Raw genomic sequence first — 17,354 nt, 5'->3', positions numbered from 1 at the left:
GGAGCAGAAATGAATTCTGCTCCTCCGCAACTAATTATTTTTTATATGTCTCAGAAAAATTTGGCTCTGTTATCTTCGATTTTTGCGTTATCACGAATGGCCTCGTTCACCAGGTAAGACATTCTGCCTTCCAGTGATTGGGTCAATTGCGTTTTATATTGTGTAAAATCTGCGATTTTCGGAGCATCCGTTTTATTCAGAAGTTCTACGATGAATACACCGTTCTCACCCGTGAATACATCAGATTTCTGACCGGCTTTCAAGCCAAAAGCTTTTCCCAGTGCAATTGGATCAAAACCAGCACTGGTAAGGAAACCGGTTGCCAGTGAAATATCATTTGCGGACTCAACCAATGCACCTGCGCCATATTTCTTAGCAATCGCGTCGAGGTCACCGGTAGCACCTTTCAGCTTAGCAGTGATTTGTTCAGCCTTGATCTGGTTGCGCACTTTTGTAGTAAGCTCATCCCGGAAATCATCGACTTTAACATCTTTCGCATCGGACTTTCCAGTAAGAACTGCCACGATATATTGTTCTTCTGTTTCAAATACCGGAGATACCGAGTTGATTTTTGAATCATCCTTAAAAGCCCATCTTACAATTTCACGACCGTTTTTGATCGCATTGATATTGGTTGAGGATTCGGGAATACGGTTTGCTGTCGCTACAACCAGGTTTTTATTTTTCTTAACCGCCTCTTCAAACTGTTCTTTTGTTTTGACAGAGTTAACAAATTCATCCGCTTTTCTGTAAGCTTCATCACGTGTCGCCTGACTTGGAGCGATTGTTTTTCCGATTGCAGCAATGCGGTACAGGGTATTTGATTTCGGGTCGGTTACCTTAATAATGTGGAAACCGAACTGGCTTTCGACAAGTCTTGGAATCAACCCAGGAGCAGTAGCCGAGAAAACGGCATCTTCAAATGGCTTTACCATCGCACCGTTGTTCTGGAAATAATCCAGGTCCCCACCACGCTGAGCGGATCCGGGATCGGCGCTGGAAGTAGCAGCCAATGCTTCAAAATTAGCACCTGCCTTGATCTGCGCCAGGATACCCTCCGCTTTTACACGGGCAGCAGCCTTTGCTGAGTCTGACTGGTTTTCCGCACGGATCAGAATATGACTTGCTCTTGCAGACGAAACCGTATCCGAGCGGGTACCGCCGTACTTGTAAATGTAGTAAGTGTTTCCTTCGCGGTACGGACCGTAAACGCCGCCCGGAACGAAAGTTTTCACCGCTTCTTTGAGTTGATCGGACATATTCGCCAGCGACATATTGATCGGAAGCGGAATATCGGAGTTCATACTTGCAAAAGCCGAATCGTTTGGTGCAGATGCAAGGCCTCTCGCCAATTCTTTAATCTCTGCATAAAGAGCTGCACTGTCGTCCTTTGCAGGTTGCACAGGGAAAGTAACGTATTCGATGGAACGCGTATCAGTTCCTTTATATTCTTTGCGGTGTGCGCTGAGGTAATCTTCCAGCTGCGCGTCGGTAACTTTAATTGTAGTATCTACAACCGAGAAATAAGGTACATACAGGTAACGCAAATTGGCTTTAGTGTTTTGCGCTACATATTCTTTTTCAGCCTGGGCCTTTGGAGTATAGGTTGACAGGCGGAGCATGTTTTCATATTTACTGCGCGTACGTTCCTCGCGAAGGCTTTTCTCAAAGTTCTCCCACGATTTTTGTTGCTCGATAGGAAGTGTTTTGAGGTTTTTCAGATAGTTGATAACCGCGTTCTTGTCAAATTTTCCGGTTGTCGGGTCCGAAAACGCCTGTAATATGGATGGACTGATGTGATTTCCCTGAACCATGTCATATAGTTCATCATCAGTAACAGTCAGGCCTAGCTGGTCGAACTGTTTTTTGTAGGCGATATCAACAACAAACTGATTCCAGGCCTGATCTCTCAGGGAAGCAAGCTCACCCTCATTGAGGCTGCGGCCCGACTGTGCTTCGTAGTTCTGGCGGAATCCGTCAACCCGGCCTTGAAAATCTTTGATATTAATTTCTTTGCCGGCTATCTCACCTACTACCTGGTTATTATTTCCTCCCAGCATCGAATTGGGGCCTAGAAGGTCGCCGCCAATCATAAAAAGAATTAAACTGACAGCGATTACCGTCACGGCAACCCCGGATTTCTCTCTGATCTTGTTAATTAAAGCCATTTTCTCGATTCAAAATTAGTGCGCAAAATAAAATCTTTTCTTCGTGGAAAGCAAGACCTTACATTTCAATTTCACGAATTGGATATATCGTGAGTTGCTGCGCGTTAGGGTTAAGATAGGATTGGATAATACACTGATATTTAAGACATGTGTTTCAGGTTGAAGGCGTATAGGACAGCCATAAAAACGCTTAGGATTATACCTGCCATCGCGTTAATCACACCCAGCCAGCCGCCTATGAGGAAAAGAGGGGCTAGGAAAGCGACGGCGATGCCGGCCAGGTAAAGGTAAAAGCCCTTTTTTTGAAGGTTCCACATGAGGTATGCGGCATAAAGTGCAAGTGATTCAAAAATCAGCATAATGATTGCCCCGGTCCTGATCGAGTCGGCGGTAGTTTGTTCAATCACAGCCTCGAACATTTTATCCATGGTCTGGGTATCGGCTGTACTGTTCTGATTGTCCAGGCTTTCACGGACACTTTCAAATGTCTCCCGCGTTTTGTCAGCGGTAATGCCGGGACTCCAGAGTCTTTCGGATTGCGTCCAAAGGCCGGAAACTGAACTCATGAAGGTTAGGAAGCACAAAATAGTGAGGAAAGTTGGACGTATTACAGGAGCACTCATTGAGTCGGATAATCAGCAGATCTTTTTGGCCTGCCATGTAAAATTTGCGGATTTAGATGAAAACACCAAAGCCGATTTGAATATTCTTAACGTCCAACATACATTTGTCGTTCACGTTTGACTTTATTAACAACAACAGAAAAGCCAACAATATGAGCCTTCAAACACTTACCGAACGAATTGAAAAGATGCTGGGAACCGACAGTGGTCTCGGCGCAACCGCCAAATTTGTAACCGACGAGGGTACGGTTTTCGTCGACGGTAAGTCGGTGCCGAATAGTGTTTCAAATGAAGACAAGGAAGCAGATTGCATTTTCGAGGTTTCAACCAAAAATGCCCTCAAACTGATTGATGGTGACTTAAATGCGATGATGGCTTTGATGACCGGTAAGCTGAAAATTGACGGTGATATGGGTGTCGCCATGAAAATCGCTGAAACTTTCGGGGGGAGATAGTAGGGCAGTAAATGGGTTGACTTTTCTGTCTGTCAGGCTAGATTTTTTAAAACGTCTGATACCGAATATGGAAAATCAGCAACCCATTTCCGAGCAGGAAATCAATCGCAGAAAATTCGTTAAAGCCGGCGCATTGGCAGCCGCGGGTTTTATGATCGTTCCCCGCCACGTGCTGGGAAGAGGCTTTGTCCCGCCCAGCGATAAACTAAATATTGCCGCTGTGGGCTGTGGTGGCAAAGCCGATGTGAATATCCGCCTGGCTTATAACAACGGAGCTGAAAATATGGTGGCGCTTTGCGACGTCGACGACCGCCAATCTGAAAAATACAGGAAGCAGTTTCCGAAAGCACCTTATTACAGGGACTACCGGAAAATGCTGGAAAAAGAAGCCAAAAATATTGACGCCGTTCTGGTCACCACACCAGACCACATGCATTTCCCGATCGCGATGTCGTGCATTGAACTGGGAAAACATGTTTACGTTGAAAAACCCTTAACTAAGGATATCTGGGAAGCCAGAAATTTGACGCAGGCTGCGACGAAATATAAGGTAGTAACCCAAATGGGCAACCAGGGCAGCAGCAGCGATGGTACCCGGCAAACGGAAGCCATCGTTCAGTCGGGTGCAATCGGAGATGTTTACAAAATTGAAGTCTGGACAGACCGCCCGGTATGGCCGCAGGGTGTTAAATCTCCAAAGGATAAAAATGAATCCCAGCCGATACCGAAAGAAGTAGATTGGGATCTCTGGCTTGGCACTGCTCCAAAACGTCCATATCACGAAGCTTATATGCCTTTCAGGTGGCGCGGATATTGGGATTTCGGTACAGGCGCGCTGGGAGATATGGGTTGCCATTTCATAGATGTACCTTTCCGCGCAATGAAATTGGGTTACCCGACGTCGGTCGAATGCAGTGTCGGCTCGGTATATTCTGATTTTTTCAGTCAGGCGTTTTTTGATGACGTTTGTCCGCCTTCTTCTTCCATTCATTTAAAATTCGATTCAAAAACACCCGGAAAGGAGATCAGCTTTTCGTGGTACGACGGCGGTATCAGGCCGCAGTTACCAGAGGGGTGTGACTACAAAACGGTTTTTGGAAGTGTCGATGGCGGGATGCTTTTTATTGGTACAAAAGGGATTTTGAGTGCGGAGATGTTTGGTGAGAATCCAAGACTCTGGCCGGAGAAACAATTTGAGAATGTAAAGTTAAATACCAAGCCGCGCGAGTTAGTCCCGGGAGGTTCTGAAGGTCACCAGCAGCAGTTTGTACAAGCTTGTAAAAAAGGCTTTGGCGCTTATACCAGCTCTTCGTTCGATCAGTCCGGCCCGCTGACTGAGATCGTTTTAATGGGGAACCTGGCGGTAAGAAGCTACCTGCACCGCGAAGCCAAGGCCGATGGCAAAGGATTTAATTTTCCCGGCAGACAAAAGTTGATCTGGGACGGAGATAATATGAAGATCACCAACTTCGATATCGCTAATCAGTTTGTGAAGAGGGAATATAGAAAAGGTTGGTAGGCTGGTTTTAGGCCTGGGGAGTTTTGAAAACTTACCAGGCCTAAACAACCAATTCTCTTCGGTACATCTGTATCGTATTTTCCAAACCCAGGTACAATGCATCGGCGATCAATGCGTGGCCGATGGAGACTTCATCCATCCAGGGAATACTTTGTTTTAAAAAACGGAGGTTGTCGAGGCTTAGATCGTGGCCTGCATTGAGTCCTAGACCAACTTCGCGTGCCTTTTCTGCGGCTGCTATAAAGGGTAGGACGGCTTTTTGCCTGTTTTCAAAATAGCCTGCGGCGTAAGGTTCTGTGTAAAGTTCCACGCGATCGGCGCCACACATTTTGGCTCCTTCTACCATTTTTTCATCCGCATCCACAAAAACGGAAACACGAATGCCTGCAGATTTGAAGATCTGGACAAGATCGGTAAGTTCACTCTTGTTATTAATGGTATCCCAGCCTGCATTGGAAGTAATTGCGTGCAGTGCGTCGGGCACTAGTGTTACCTGGTCGGGTTTGTTGGCCAGTACCAGCTCGACGAATTTTTTTTCAGAAGGATTACCCTCAATATTGAATTCGGTAGTGACCACTTCTTTCAGATCATAAACATCCTGGTACCGGATATGCCGCTCATCGGGACGCGGGTGAACGGTAATACCTTGTGCACCAAACCGCTCACAATCCAGCGCCACTTTCAATACATTAGGATTATCACCGCCACGGGAATTTCGCAGGGTAGCAATTTTGTTGATGTTAACGCTTAGGCGAGTCATGACTAGTTTTGAATGAGTGAATGAGTGAATGAGTGAATGTGTGAGGGTGTGGATGCTTTAATGGGTTAATTAAGACGATTCTGTTAAATTCGCCGATTGCAAATTTAAGATTACCCGGTTCAAAATGCATTTTATCAGCAACTAATTCACTAATTCATCCCACCGGCGACCCAATCATTCACTAATTCAGTCATTCACTCACTCAATCATTCACTCAATCATTCACTCATTCAATCATTCTGTCATTCAACATTAAAAAACATGTCTCTAAAATCACAAGTCGAGTCAGGAATAAAAGATGCTATGCGGGCTAAGGACCAGGATACTTTGCGTGCGTTGCGGGCTATTAAGTCTCTGATATTATTGGAAGAAACAAAAGGCGGCGCGAGCGGCGAGCTTACTGCTGACGATGAACTGAAATTGCTGACCAAAGCAGCCAAGCAACGTCGCGAATCAGCGGATATTTACAAAACGCAGAACCGCGAGGATCTTCTGCAAAAAGAAGAGGCGGAATTGGCAGTAATTGAACAATTCCTGCCTAAGCAGCTTACCGAGGACGAAGTGAAGGCTAAATTGCAGGAAATCATCACCCGCGTGGGAGCCTCTGCACCTTCGGATATGGGTAAGGTAATGGGCGTGGCGACCAAAGAATTGGCTGGACAGGCGGACGGGAAAGTTGTATCTGCATTGGTGAAGGGATTGCTGGCATGAAGCTATTGGATGTAATCATCCTCATCCCGCTGTTGTGGGGTGCATTGCATGGTTATCGCAAAGGTCTGCTGATCGAGATCATCGGAATAGCAGGTTTTGCGGTGGCTATGGTTTTGGGATTCAAATTTTTAGGGCTGGGAATGGAGGTATTAACACCTTATTTCAGCGACAGTATGGCAAAGCGGATCCTGCCCTATATCGGGTTTTCAGTGATTTTCTTTCCCACTATATTTTTATTAAATCAATTCGGCTACATGATCCGCCGGTCGCTCAGGTATTCCATTTTGGGTACCTTCGATAGCTTCGCCGGCGCGATGGTGGGGATATTTACCTGGGTTTTCGGGATCAGCGTTTTCTTCTGGCTGGTGGATATGATCGGAGTGAAAATTCCGGCGCACCGGACTGATGATACCGTCCTTTATCCGCTCGTCGTACCTATTGCGCCCAATTTGATTACCAAAGCATTGTCGATTATGCCAGCAGGCACCGATCTGATCAGGGAGTGGAAAAGCGAGTATTTATCCGATTGAACTTTCAAAACCTGCTCTGGGTTAAGCTTTCGTTGCTGACTTTCAGTAGCTTTGCAGTAAAATAGTAAACAGGCCGGATGTGCGATGCATTTGACCAAAAGATAAAAAATGACCGGAATACAAGACAAGCAGGATATCCGCAAAATGAGCGTCGACCAGTTGAAAGGCTGGATGGCCGAGCATGGAGAAAAAGCTTTCAGGGCGAAGCAGATCTATGAATGGATCTGGAAAAAATCCTCCCATTCATTCGCCGAAATGACCAATTTATCCCTTCCGACCCGCCAGTTAATGGATGAACATTTTGTCATTCATAATATGGAAGTTGCCAAGCAGCAGCAGAGCAACGACGGTACGATCAAATCTGCATTTAAACTTTTCGACGGTAACCTGGTTGAGGGAGTTTTAATACCTGCCGCCGACAGAATGACCGCCTGCGTGAGTAGCCAGGTTGGATGTTCGCTTACCTGCAAATTCTGCGCGACAGGTTATATGGACAGGAAACGCAACCTCGAAGCGGGTGAGATTTACGATCAGGTTGTTGCGATCGCGCGCCAGGCAGAGGGAAGTTTCAAAGCGCCGCTTACGAATATTGTTTACATGGGAATGGGCGAGCCGCTTTTGAATTATACCAATGTTTTAAAATCCATTGAACATATTACCTCGCCTGAGGGATTGAATATGTCGCCCAAACGCATTACCGTTTCTACTGCGGGCATTGCGAAAATGATTAAAAAGCTGGGCGATGACGAAGTACGTTTCCGGCTTGCATTGTCGCTCCACGCGGCAAATGATGCCAAGAGAAACCAGATTATGCCTATCAATGAATCCAACTCACTGGATAACCTGGCGGAGGCGTTGAATTATTTTTACAAAAAAACAGGTAACCGGATCACCTTCGAATATATCGTTTTCAACAATTTCAACGATACTTTGCAAGACGCCAAAGAGCTTTGGGAATTCACCAAACGCGTTCCTGCGCGGGTAAATATCATTGAATACAATCCGATTGCAGAAGCCGATTTCCAGAATACAGAGGGAGATAAGCTGGATAAGTTCGCGGGGTTTCTGGAAGACCGGGGCGTGTCTGTTCATGTGCGCAGAAGTCGGGGGAAAGATATCGACGCGGCGTGTGGCCAGCTGGCAAATAAGGAGACAGCATAAAACTTTGGCTTAACAATTTGTTAATATTGCATCGCTCAAGAATAAGTAGCTTTGTGCTGTTTATAAATAAACTTATATACTTCTTCTATGTTTGGTCTTGAAACCGACATTTTTATTCTCCTCGCTTTTAGCATTTTAGCCGCCTGCGCATTCGAATTTGTCAATGGTTTTCACGATACCGCCAATGCGGTCGCTACTGTGATTTATACAAATTCACTGAAACCTAATGTGGCCGTAATCTGGTCCGGTTTTATGAATTTTTGCGGTGTTTTCTTCGGCGGAATTGCAGTAGCTATGGGTATTGTCAACTTATTGCCGGTTGAGCTGCTCATTGATCAGAATGTCTACCACAGTGCCGCGATGGTCTTCGCGTTACTTTTCAGCGCAATTATCTGGAACCTCGGAACCTGGTATTTCGGGTTACCCAGTTCCAGCTCACATACCTTGATCGGCTCGATCCTCGGGGTAGGTTTGGCTTTTACATTTATGCCTGAAAATTCCAATGCGGCCGGCGTGAACTGGTCGAAGGCAAAGGAACTGTTCATGTCGCTGCTGACTTCGCCGATCTTCGGTTTTGCATTGGCTATCATTATTATGTTCATATTAAGGCGCTCACTTTCAAAGCCTTTGCGTGAAATCGTTTTCAGTGAACCCAAGAAAAACCAGCCGCCGCCAATCTGGATCCGTGCTATATTAATCACGACCTGTACGCTTGTCAGCTTTTTCCACGGTTCCAATGACGGGCAAAAAGGTGTGGGGCTGGTGATGTTAATATTAATTGGAATTGTGCCTGCACACTTTGCATTGGACAACAGCCAGGACCCTCTCCAAATGAAGGCGGATCTGATTGGGATCGAACAGGCCGTTTCTAAAATTGATTCTTCGAGGCTTTCGGTGACTGACAGACATAATCTGGCTACGATTAAACAGGAGATCACGAATCTGAGTGCCCAAGTGAGTGATTCGCTGCCGGAGCACAAATTACCGCTGGAAAAGAGAATGGACGCGCGTCGCTCGTTGCTTTTGATCAGCCGGAACACCAAAACAATTCTTGACAACGGACACGCGAATTTGGGATCAGCCGACGCGGCTTACCTGAAAATGCAGTCAGGCAGTGAGAAAGGGATCAGACGTTACACGGATTATGCGCCCGACTGGGTTATTTTAATGATCTCACTCTCGCTCGGTTTGGGAACAATGGTGGGCTGGAAGCGAATTGTGGTTACGATTGGTGAAAAAATCGGAAAGCAGCATTTGACGTATGCGCAGGGAGCTTCCGCCGAGCTGGTTGCCGCCAGTACAATCGGCGTTTCTTCTTACCTGGGTTTACCAGTTAGTACAACGCACGTACTTTCTTCCGGTATCGCTGGTTCGATGGTCGCCAGTAAAGGTGTGAAAAATTTGCAGGGCGGAACGGTCAGAAATATCGTAATTGCCTGGATATTAACATTGCCCGTAACAATGCTACTGTCTGGAACGCTCTATGCATTTTTCCGCTGGATATTGTAGATAAGAAAATTTTCAGTTTGAAAGCCGGTGAGGAAACTCTCCGGCTTTTGCATTTAAGAGCCCGGTTGCACTTTCTTTGCTTTGGATTGGTTTTAATATCGTACTTTCGAAATGGAGTTTTAATATCAATTAGAGCTAATTATTCACCATAATGACAACTATTGAAGAGCAGGTAAACCGTTACGGTTATGTTACCGAAGCTGTTGCGGAAGATATCGATCTGATCGCCGAGATTACCAGGTTGAAGAAAGAAAAGAATGCTGTAATCCTCGCGCACTATTATGTAGATGCTGAAATTCAGGATCTTGCGGATTATATCGGCGATAGTCTCGGTCTTTCCCAGCAGGCTGCCGCAACCGAAGCAGATATGATTGTTTTCTGCGGCGTGCATTTCATGGGCGAAACTGCTAAAATCCTGAGTCCAAATAAAAAGGTAGTTATTCCCGATTTAAATGCAGGATGTTCGCTCGCGGATTCGGCCCCTGCTGATAAATTTGCCGCATTCAAAGCGCAATATCCAGATCATATCGTGATCAGCTATATCAACTGTTCTGCGGAAATCAAGGCATTGACTGATATTGTTTGTACTTCGTCAAATGCATTGCAGATCGTCGAAAGTTTACCAAAAGACCAAAAGATCATCTTTGCGCCTGATGCGAATTTAGGAAGGTACGTAGCGCATAAAACCGGCCGGGAAATGGTTCTGTGGGACGGTGCCTGCATTGTTCATATCGATATTTCGAGGGAAAAATTGAAGCAGTTGCAGGAGGAAAATCCGGACGCATTGCTGATCGCACACCCGGAGTGTAAGGAAGATATATTGAAGCAGGCAGATTTCGTGAGTTCGACTACCGGACTATTAAAATTTGTAAAGGAATCCGAGCATACTAAGTTTATCGTCGCTACCGAAGCTGGCATTTTACATAAAATGAAACAATCGGTTCCGGATAAAAAGCTGATCCCGGCGCCGGGTTCAGATAACAACACCTGCGCCTGCTCGGAATGCCCGTACATGAAGATGAATACGTTAGAAAAGGTTTATAACGCGCTTTATTACGAACAACCAGAGATTTTTGTGCCGGAAGATATCAGGCTTAAAGCCTACGAATCAGTGGCCCGGATGCTGGAACTGAGCAAAGGTATCTGATCGTATAGTTTGTAATTTTCTTCTGAATTTATGCCCCAGTTTGATTTTCTGATTATCGGTTCGGGTATCGCCGGACTTAGCTACGCGGCCAAGCTTGCCAGACATTTTGATTCCCTGAAACAGGAGAAATCTATTGCCGTGATCACAAAAGTTCAGGCCGACGAAACGAATACAAAATATGCGCAGGGAGGAATTGCGGTAGTCTGGGCAGAATCTGATTCTTTTGAAAAGCATATTCAGGATACGATGGACGCGGGCGACGAGGTCAACAAGCGTAACATTGTTGAAATCGTAGTGCGGGAAGCGCCCGAGCGGATCCAGGAGCTGATCGATTATGGTACCCGTTTTGATAAGGAAAGCGGGGGAGAATATGATCTGGCAAAGGAAGGCGGGCATTCGGATCATCGGATTTTACATTTCAAAGATATTACGGGAGCTGAGATCGAGCGCGCATTGCTGGAAGAAGTGAACCGTCATAAAAGCATTCAGATATTTACCCATTATTACGCAGTCGAACTGATTACACAGCACCATTTGGGGGAAACTGTTTACCGGTACCAGGAAGATATCAAATGTTTTGGAGCCTATGTCTTGAATCGCCGAACAGGTGAAGTGGAAAAGTTCCTGGCTAAAACAACAATGCTGGCAACCGGCGGTATCGGGAATATTTACCAAAGTACAACCAATCCGACAATCGCTACCGGTGACGGAATTGCAATGGCTTACCGCGCTAAGGGCATTTGCGACAATATGGAGTTTATCCAGTTTCACCCGACCAGTTTCTATAAACCAGGTCAAAAACCTTCATTCCTGATCTCGGAAGCGGTACGCGGTTTTGGAGGGATATTGAAAAGAGCCGATGGAAGTACTTTCATGGAACATTATGATTCCAGGCTCTCACTTGCCCCCAGGGATATCGTAGCCCGTGCTATTGACTCTGAAATGAAGAAGAATGGGGTTGATCATGTGTACCTCGACGTCCGGCATTGTGACTATGAAAAATTTGTCGAGCATTTTCCTAATATCACAGAATATTGTCTTAGCGAAGGAATTGATGTCAGGAAAGATATGATTCCTGTAGTTCCTGCACAGCACTATATGTGCGGCGGCATTCGGGTAAATGAATGGGGAAAAACGAATATAGACTTTTTATACGCAGTGGGCGAATGCGCCTGCACGGGTTTGCACGGCTCTAACCGATTGGCTTCCAATTCGTTATTGGAGGCTGTAGTTTTCGGTCACAGAGCTTACGAGAGTACGATATCGAGTTTTGAGAATGCATTTACCCCCGAAAATATTCCCGAATGGGACGATTCCGGCACTACGCACCCAGAGGAGCAGGTACTGGTCACCGAAATGACACGCGAGCTGAATAGTATTATGTCTAATTATGTAGGCATTGTCCGCACCGATCGCCGGATGAAACGCGCTTACGACAGGCTCGAATTATTGCATCAGGAACACGAGGACCTGTACCGTGAATCGAAAGTCTCAGTCGCAATATGTGAGCTGCGGAATATGATTTCCGTTTCCTATCTGATCATTAAAATGGCGATGGCGCGGAGGGAGAATATAGGTCTGCATTATAATGCAGACCACGTTTAGCCGTCCGCAACTGGCCGTCCGCAACTGGCCGTCCGCAACTGGCCGTCCGCAACTAGCCGTCCGCAACTAATTGCTGGCGATTGCATGCCGGTCCTTTTTTGTGACGGCACGTTTCCACACATTCGCGCCAATTTTTTCGCCCAGATAAGTACCTTCTTCAACACCGTCGCGGAAATGAATGCCACCGTAAACCCGGCTCATGGAAGCGTCCCAATATGCTTCTTTAAACGAACTGAAAGATTTTACACCATGTCCGTATTTATGTTCCGTGGAGTCTGTAAAAGCTACGTTATCGCCTACCAGATTTGTCAGAACAACACCGCAGGCAGCCGAAATGGTGCTGTGGCCGCTGACATATTCCGGAAAAGCGGGGGTTTCCAGAAATGGTCGCCAGTTTGGGTCCCAGTTGTTATTGATCACGGTTTCCGGCCTGATCCTGACAGTTCGGTATTTTTCATCCCAGCATGCCGAAAACGCGTCAAACAGTGACAATGCACTCAATGTGTAAGCCTCGGTAGAACGCATTAAATCCAGTTTCTTATCCGTTGCAACTGTTCTGACGATCGCAAGCCAGTGGCCTGCCGGCGTCATCTTTTTGTTGGCAAACATAGCATGGCCGACAACATTTGTTACAAACGCATTATCGTCCCAAAAGTACGCAGACGCCTTTTGATCTTCCGTCAAGGTTTTACCTGTGTTGTAGACTTCCATCGCAAGCTTCATAAACTTGCTGTTTTTATCCAGATCATATTTAGCCGGCGGCGGGCAACGGAATTGTGTGATAGAATCGAGGGTAAAGGTCCGCACGGTATTCCACATGGGTTCGCACGCATCAGCGTACGCGGGCGGCGTGGGTACCCAGGTACCGGGTGCGTGGGTAACTGTATATCTGTAACCCCGGATCTCCTTGTAGTTGTCCTTCCCGGAATAAGCCAGAACATGCTTTGCAACCGAATCTCCGTATGTTAGTGACCGTTCGTATACTTCCTGAGGAATCCCCATGTTCTGGTATTTTTCAAAAAGTCCTTTTTCGTATTTATCCCACATGTCACCGGAGAACGTCAGTGTGCGGGCAACAGTGGTGAATGCCTTGATACTGGCAAGCGGAAAACAATATTGGAGGGAAGAATCGGGTTGGGGGGGAGCTGTAAATTTCACCAGCTGGGCACCAAGCGACTGGTATTCCGGGTGCTGAGGCACAAGTGCCTCATACGCAGCGAGAAAAGAATAGCTGTAAATGCGACTAGCTACCGGCGGCTTGAAAATATCATGAATAATTACGTCGGTAAGGTACGTAGCAGTTTCGTGAAAAAGTTCAGGGTCTGCGGCTTTGGCATTGTATTCAGCGGGCGAAAGCTCCTTTTTGCAACCGTAACAAAAGGTGATGATGACCAGGGAGAGTAAGCGAAATCTCATTATACAAAATGGGTGAGGAAAGACATTCAACAATATAACTACGAATATAAACAATCCAGATATGGTTCGCAATTCTGGACAATAGAGAGAATAATTGTAACTTATATATTACAAAATGCCTATTTTCGAGCGATATAATGATTTTGTTGTTATTATTTCAATAAATTATATTCTGATATCAAGAATGCTTTTTTTTGTTAAATATTTAATATCTTTTTGTACAATCAGACGGGTAAAACATTTCGATTTGTACTTATCCTAGCGTTTCTAGAGATGCGGATTGAATTGTGTTAGAATTACACCCTCCGATATCCAGTCAACGTTCCAATCACCCTAACAAAAGCTTATGTAAAAACTTTCCGAACAAATCTTTCCTGTTTGTAGACTGACTTCCCACAGATGGAAGTACAAGCTTGCTCTACGTTCCGTGCTTATACGGTTAAGCAATTTCTAATACCACTTTTTAACTCTAAATTTTAATCTATGAGATTATCTACTGAATGGATACCTCGTGTCATTTCGCGCGGTATTTTTTCACTTAGCCTTATGCTTGCCTTTGTGATCGTTGCCCAGGCACAGAACACAATCAAGGGAAAGATCAAGGATGAGCAGGGGCAGGCACTACCGGGGGTGAGCGTTGTGGTGAAAGGCACTACCGCGGGAACTGTGACCGATAATGAAGGGCTTTATTCTGTGAATGCAGAAAGAAATGCTACACTCGTGTTTTCCTTTATCGGTTACCTGACCCAGGAAGTCGCGATTGGAAACAAAAATTCTGTTGATATTACTTTAGCGACCGACACAAAGGCACTTGAAGAGGTAGTAGTTGTAGGTTACGGTACTGCGAAAAAAGCGACTTTGACCGGCTCTGTGACTGCGGTAAAAGGAGCAGAACTGCAAAAGGCACCTGCTGCCAACTTGTCGAATACACTAGGCGGCCGACTTCCTGGGGTTTCTGCTGTACAAGCAAGTGGCGAGCCAGGATACGATGGTTCTGCTATCCGTATCCGTGGTACCAACTCTCTGGGTAACAGCAACGCCCTAATCGTTGTGGACGGTGTTCCTAACCGTTCTGGCGGTCTCGACCGTATTAATCCTGCCGATATTGAAAGTATTTCGGTACTGAAAGATGCTGCAGCTGCGATCTATGGTTCACGTGCGGGTAACGGGGTTATCCTCATTACTACCAAGCGTGGAAAAACGGGTAAACCTATGATCTCTTACGATATGAACCTGGGAGTGTCGCAGCCTACGCGGACACCGGAAATGTCGAATGCAGCTGAGTATGCTACGATCCGTAACGAATTGCAGATATACGACAACCTACCCGTTGGACAGTGGGCAGGTGCGTTACAAGGATTTAACACAACCGGTTCTTATACCCGTACTGACAATGGAACGCCGATAAATGCGGTTTTCAAGCCAGAGGATATGCAAAAATTCCGGGACGGTTCTTCTCCGTTCCTTCATCCGGATACAGATTGGTACGGCTCGGTGATCCGGAAATGGGCGCCACAGCAACGCCATAACCTGCAATTGACCGGTGGTAGCGAGAACATCAAGTATCTTGCTTCTATCGGCCACATCAGCCAGGATGGTTACTATGTGAACTCTGCAACAGGTTACAAGCAATACGATATGCGTATAAACCTGGATACGAAGATCAACAAGTATATCACTGCAAACCTGGGTGTTACGCTCCGTGAAGAATTCCGTCACTTCCCAAGCGGAGGAAACGGTGCCGGAGCGATCTTCCGTATGCTTATGCGCGGTAAACCTACTGATATAGCGATCTGGCCTGATGGCCGTCCCGGTCCTGATATCGAGAACGGGCAAAACCCTGCCGTAATCACTACGAATACCACAGGTTACAATAATGACAAAAGGGATTACATTCAGACCAACGGTGGTCTGGAAATCCAGGTTCCAGGTGTGCCAGGTTTGAAAATCAATACAATGGCGGCTCTTGATAAGCAGCTGCGCCGTGTTAAAAACTTCGAAACACCATGGACATTATATTTCTGGGATAAGAAAACTTATGAGGCGGATGGCGTAACACCACTCCTCACGGGAACTGTACGGTCGACTTTCAAAGATCCGCGTTTGACCGAGACTTCCGCTCAGGAATTGTCGATTCAGCTGACAGGACAGGTTTCTTATGAAAAATCCGTTGGTGGTCACAACTTCAATGTAATGGCAGGTGCTCAACGTGAAACAGTGGATGCCGATGGTTTCTTCGCATTCCGCCGCTACTTTATTTCACCGATTGTAGACCAACTATTTGCTGGCGGTACACCGGAGCAGAATATCGGAAACTCCGGTTCGATCACATTGAACGGGCAGACAATCAACAACACCGACTTGTATAAAAGAGCCCGTTTGAGCTATTATGGTCGTGCAGGGTATAACTTTAAAGAAAAATACCTGGCCGAATTCCTGTGGCGCGTGGATGGTTCCTACGTATTTCCGAAAGACGGTCGCTTCGGTTTCTTCCCAGGCGTATCGGCGGGATGGCGTATTTCAGAAGAAGGCTTCTGGAAAAACAGCATTTCACGTTATGTGAACAATGTAAAGCTACGTGGTTCATGGGGGCAAATGGGTGCTGAGCCTTATTTCCTTGGAACAGAAACACTTGCAGAATATCAGTACCTGTCTACTATGGGCTTTGGCAACTACATTATGAACGATCAGGTGGCAAAAACCCTGCTCGAATCGCGCGTAGCTAACCCGAACTTTACCTGGGAGGTTGCAAACAACACCAACTTCGGTATCGAAGGAACGTTGTTGAACGACAAACTGGCCTTCGAATTTGACTACTTTGTAAACAACCGTTCGAAGATCCTGATCCCGAAAGCAGGTTCAACGCCTTCGTCTGCTGGTATCGATGGCAAACTTCCTCCCCAAAACCTTGGTAAGCTACAAAACAAAGGTTGGGAATTTAAAGTAAGCTATGACGGCAATGCCGGAGACTTTTCTTACTCCGTGAGTTTAAATGGTGGTTATGCCAAAAACAAAATTACTTACTGGGACGAAACGCCTGGTGCACCTTCTTATCAGAGAACTACCGGAATGCCGTATCAGTCATTCCTCGTGTATCAGTTTGACGGAGCATTCAAAAGCGAGCAGGAAATCAATGATAGCGACATCGATTACAGCCCGATCACAGGTAACCTGCGTCCAGGTGACATGAAATTCAAAGACATCAACGGTGACAAGAAGATCAATGGCGATGACCGTATCCGTTCCGAAAAGGTACAGCGTCCCTGGTTCACAGGTGGTGCTTCGGTTAACCTCGGTTATAAGCAATTCGATGTTTCGATGTTGTTCCAGGGAACGCTAGGAGGCCTTCAAATCATAGGTTTGACAGAATCCGGCGACATTGGTAACTATCTGAAATATGACTTCGATCACCGCTGGACGATTGACAATCCAACCGACAAATACCCACGTCTGACCAACCGGAATAACCGTTATTACACCAACACAGGTCAGGCAGGTATCAATAACTACTTCCTGAAGAGCAACAACTACCTGCGTTTGAAAAACGTCGAAGTAGGGTATAACCTGCCATCAGAAATCGGTTCGAAAATCGGTTTGAGCAATCTGAGAATCTATGTGAATGGATTAAACCTCCTCACTTTTGATAAGATCAAGGTATGGGATCCCGAAGCAACTACGAACAGCGGACAATACTATCCGCAAGCAAGAGTTGTCAGCGCAGGTATACGTCTAGCATTTTAACGAATAAGA

13 protein-coding genes are annotated in these 17,354 nt (G+C 46.1%); 9 read left to right on the top strand and 4 right to left on the bottom strand.

The window, feature by feature from the left end; genetic code table 11:
* Positions 1-50: 50 nt before the first annotated feature.
* Together FXO21_RS05955 and FXO21_RS05950 are read right to left on the bottom strand one after the other, a co-directional pair.
* The gene (locus FXO21_RS05955) at positions 51-2,168 is read right to left on the bottom strand and encodes a peptidylprolyl isomerase (protein ID WP_149639239.1); all 2,118 of its coding nucleotides are present in this window, start codon (positions 2,166-2,168) and stop codon (positions 51-53) included.
* A gap of 140 nt (positions 2,169-2,308) precedes the next feature.
* Positions 2,309-2,734 (bottom strand): hypothetical protein, encoded by a 426-nt coding sequence (locus tag FXO21_RS05950; protein WP_149639238.1) that lies wholly within the window; start codon positions 2,732-2,734, stop codon positions 2,309-2,311.
* Positions 2,735-2,943: 209 nt separating this feature from the next.
* Between FXO21_RS05950 and FXO21_RS05945 the strand changes: the two genes are divergently transcribed.
* Complete coding sequence (locus FXO21_RS05945) at positions 2,944-3,246, top strand: SCP2 sterol-binding domain-containing protein (RefSeq protein WP_149639237.1); 303 nt, start codon at positions 2,944-2,946, stop codon at positions 3,244-3,246.
* 67 nt (positions 3,247-3,313) lie between these two features.
* Positions 3,314-4,765: a Gfo/Idh/MocA family protein gene (locus FXO21_RS05940; protein WP_149639236.1), complete on the top strand. Its 1,452-nt coding sequence runs from the start codon at positions 3,314-3,316 to the stop codon at positions 4,763-4,765.
* A gap of 40 nt (positions 4,766-4,805) precedes the next feature.
* Here the strand turns inward: FXO21_RS05940 and FXO21_RS05935 are convergent, their stop codons facing one another.
* Positions 4,806-5,525 carry a pyridoxine 5'-phosphate synthase gene (locus FXO21_RS05935; RefSeq protein ID WP_149639235.1) on the bottom strand — a complete coding sequence of 240 codons (720 nt, stop codon included), beginning with the start codon at positions 5,523-5,525 and terminating at the stop codon, positions 4,806-4,808.
* 261 nt (positions 5,526-5,786) lie between these two features.
* On the opposite strand from FXO21_RS05935, the gene FXO21_RS05930 reads away from it, so the two are divergent.
* The 6 genes from FXO21_RS05930 to nadB all read left to right on the top strand — a co-directional run bounded on the left by FXO21_RS05930 (position 5,787) and on the right by nadB (position 12,188).
* A complete protein-coding gene (locus tag FXO21_RS05930; RefSeq protein WP_149639234.1) occupies positions 5,787-6,236 on the top strand; it encodes a GatB/YqeY domain-containing protein in 450 nt (149 codons plus the stop codon).
* A complete protein-coding gene (locus FXO21_RS05925; protein WP_149639233.1) occupies positions 6,233-6,766 on the top strand; it encodes a CvpA family protein in 534 nt (177 codons plus the stop codon). The genes FXO21_RS05930 and FXO21_RS05925 overlap by 4 nt, the downstream gene beginning before the upstream one ends.
* Before the next feature lie 108 nt (positions 6,767-6,874).
* Positions 6,875-7,927, top strand: a complete 1,053-nt coding sequence (gene rlmN, locus FXO21_RS05920) for a 23S rRNA (adenine(2503)-C(2))-methyltransferase RlmN (RefSeq protein WP_149639232.1) — start codon at positions 6,875-6,877, stop codon at positions 7,925-7,927.
* A gap of 87 nt (positions 7,928-8,014) precedes the next feature.
* Positions 8,015-9,436 (top strand): inorganic phosphate transporter, encoded by a 1,422-nt coding sequence (locus FXO21_RS05915; RefSeq protein ID WP_149639231.1) that lies wholly within the window; start codon positions 8,015-8,017, stop codon positions 9,434-9,436.
* Between the two features lie 151 nt (positions 9,437-9,587).
* Positions 9,588-10,583, top strand: coding sequence for a quinolinate synthase NadA (gene nadA, locus FXO21_RS05910; RefSeq protein ID WP_149639230.1), 996 nt, complete (start codon positions 9,588-9,590; stop codon positions 10,581-10,583).
* Between the two features lie 30 nt (positions 10,584-10,613).
* Entirely contained in the window at positions 10,614-12,188 is a 1,575-nt protein-coding gene (nadB, locus tag FXO21_RS05905; RefSeq protein ID WP_149639229.1) for an L-aspartate oxidase, read from the top strand.
* 66 nt (positions 12,189-12,254) lie between these two features.
* Here the strand turns inward: nadB and FXO21_RS05900 are convergent, their stop codons facing one another.
* A complete protein-coding gene (locus FXO21_RS05900) occupies positions 12,255-13,604 on the bottom strand; it encodes a vanadium-dependent haloperoxidase (RefSeq protein ID WP_149639228.1) in 1,350 nt (449 codons plus the stop codon).
* A gap of 546 nt (positions 13,605-14,150) precedes the next feature.
* Here FXO21_RS05900 and FXO21_RS05895 point away from each other — a divergent pair.
* On the top strand, positions 14,151-17,345 hold the full coding sequence (locus tag FXO21_RS05895; protein ID WP_149643385.1) for a SusC/RagA family TonB-linked outer membrane protein: 3,195 nt from the start codon (positions 14,151-14,153) through the stop codon (positions 17,343-17,345).
* The last annotated feature ends 9 nt before the right edge of the window (positions 17,346-17,354 follow it).

It is taken from the genome of Dyadobacter sp. UC 10, assembly GCF_008369915.1.
GTDB lineage: Bacteria > Bacteroidota > Bacteroidia > Cytophagales > Spirosomataceae > Dyadobacter.
This window is presented reverse-complemented; position numbering and strand designations above follow the sequence as displayed.

Excerpts from the sequence above, each read along its gene's own strand:
- FXO21_RS05940 (WP_149639236.1), top strand. The coding sequence starts at position 3,314 with ATGGAAAATCAGCAACCCATTTCCGAGCAGGAAATCAATCGCAGAAAA.
- FXO21_RS05930 (WP_149639234.1), top strand. The coding sequence starts at position 5,787 with ATGTCTCTAAAATCACAAGTCGAGTCAGGAATAAAAGATGCTATGCGG.
- FXO21_RS05950 (WP_149639238.1), bottom strand. The coding sequence starts at position 2,734 with ATGAGTTCAGTTTCCGGCCTTTGGACGCAATCCGAAAGACTCTGGAGT.
- FXO21_RS05925 (WP_149639233.1), top strand. The coding sequence starts at position 6,233 with ATGAAGCTATTGGATGTAATCATCCTCATCCCGCTGTTGTGGGGTGCA.
- FXO21_RS05955 (WP_149639239.1), bottom strand. The coding sequence starts at position 2,168 with ATGGCTTTAATTAACAAGATCAGAGAGAAATCCGGGGTTGCCGTGACG.
- FXO21_RS05895 (WP_149643385.1), top strand. The coding sequence starts at position 14,151 with ATGCTTGCCTTTGTGATCGTTGCCCAGGCACAGAACACAATCAAGGGA.
- FXO21_RS05900 (WP_149639228.1), bottom strand. The coding sequence starts at position 13,604 with ATGAGATTTCGCTTACTCTCCCTGGTCATCATCACCTTTTGTTACGGT.
- nadA (WP_149639230.1), top strand. The coding sequence starts at position 9,588 with ATGACAACTATTGAAGAGCAGGTAAACCGTTACGGTTATGTTACCGAA.
- FXO21_RS05935 (WP_149639235.1), bottom strand. The coding sequence starts at position 5,525 with ATGACTCGCCTAAGCGTTAACATCAACAAAATTGCTACCCTGCGAAAT.
- nadB (WP_149639229.1), top strand. The coding sequence starts at position 10,614 with ATGCCCCAGTTTGATTTTCTGATTATCGGTTCGGGTATCGCCGGACTT.
- FXO21_RS05945 (WP_149639237.1), top strand. The coding sequence starts at position 2,944 with ATGAGCCTTCAAACACTTACCGAACGAATTGAAAAGATGCTGGGAACC.
- FXO21_RS05915 (WP_149639231.1), top strand. The coding sequence starts at position 8,015 with ATGTTTGGTCTTGAAACCGACATTTTTATTCTCCTCGCTTTTAGCATT.
- rlmN (WP_149639232.1), top strand. The coding sequence starts at position 6,875 with ATGACCGGAATACAAGACAAGCAGGATATCCGCAAAATGAGCGTCGAC.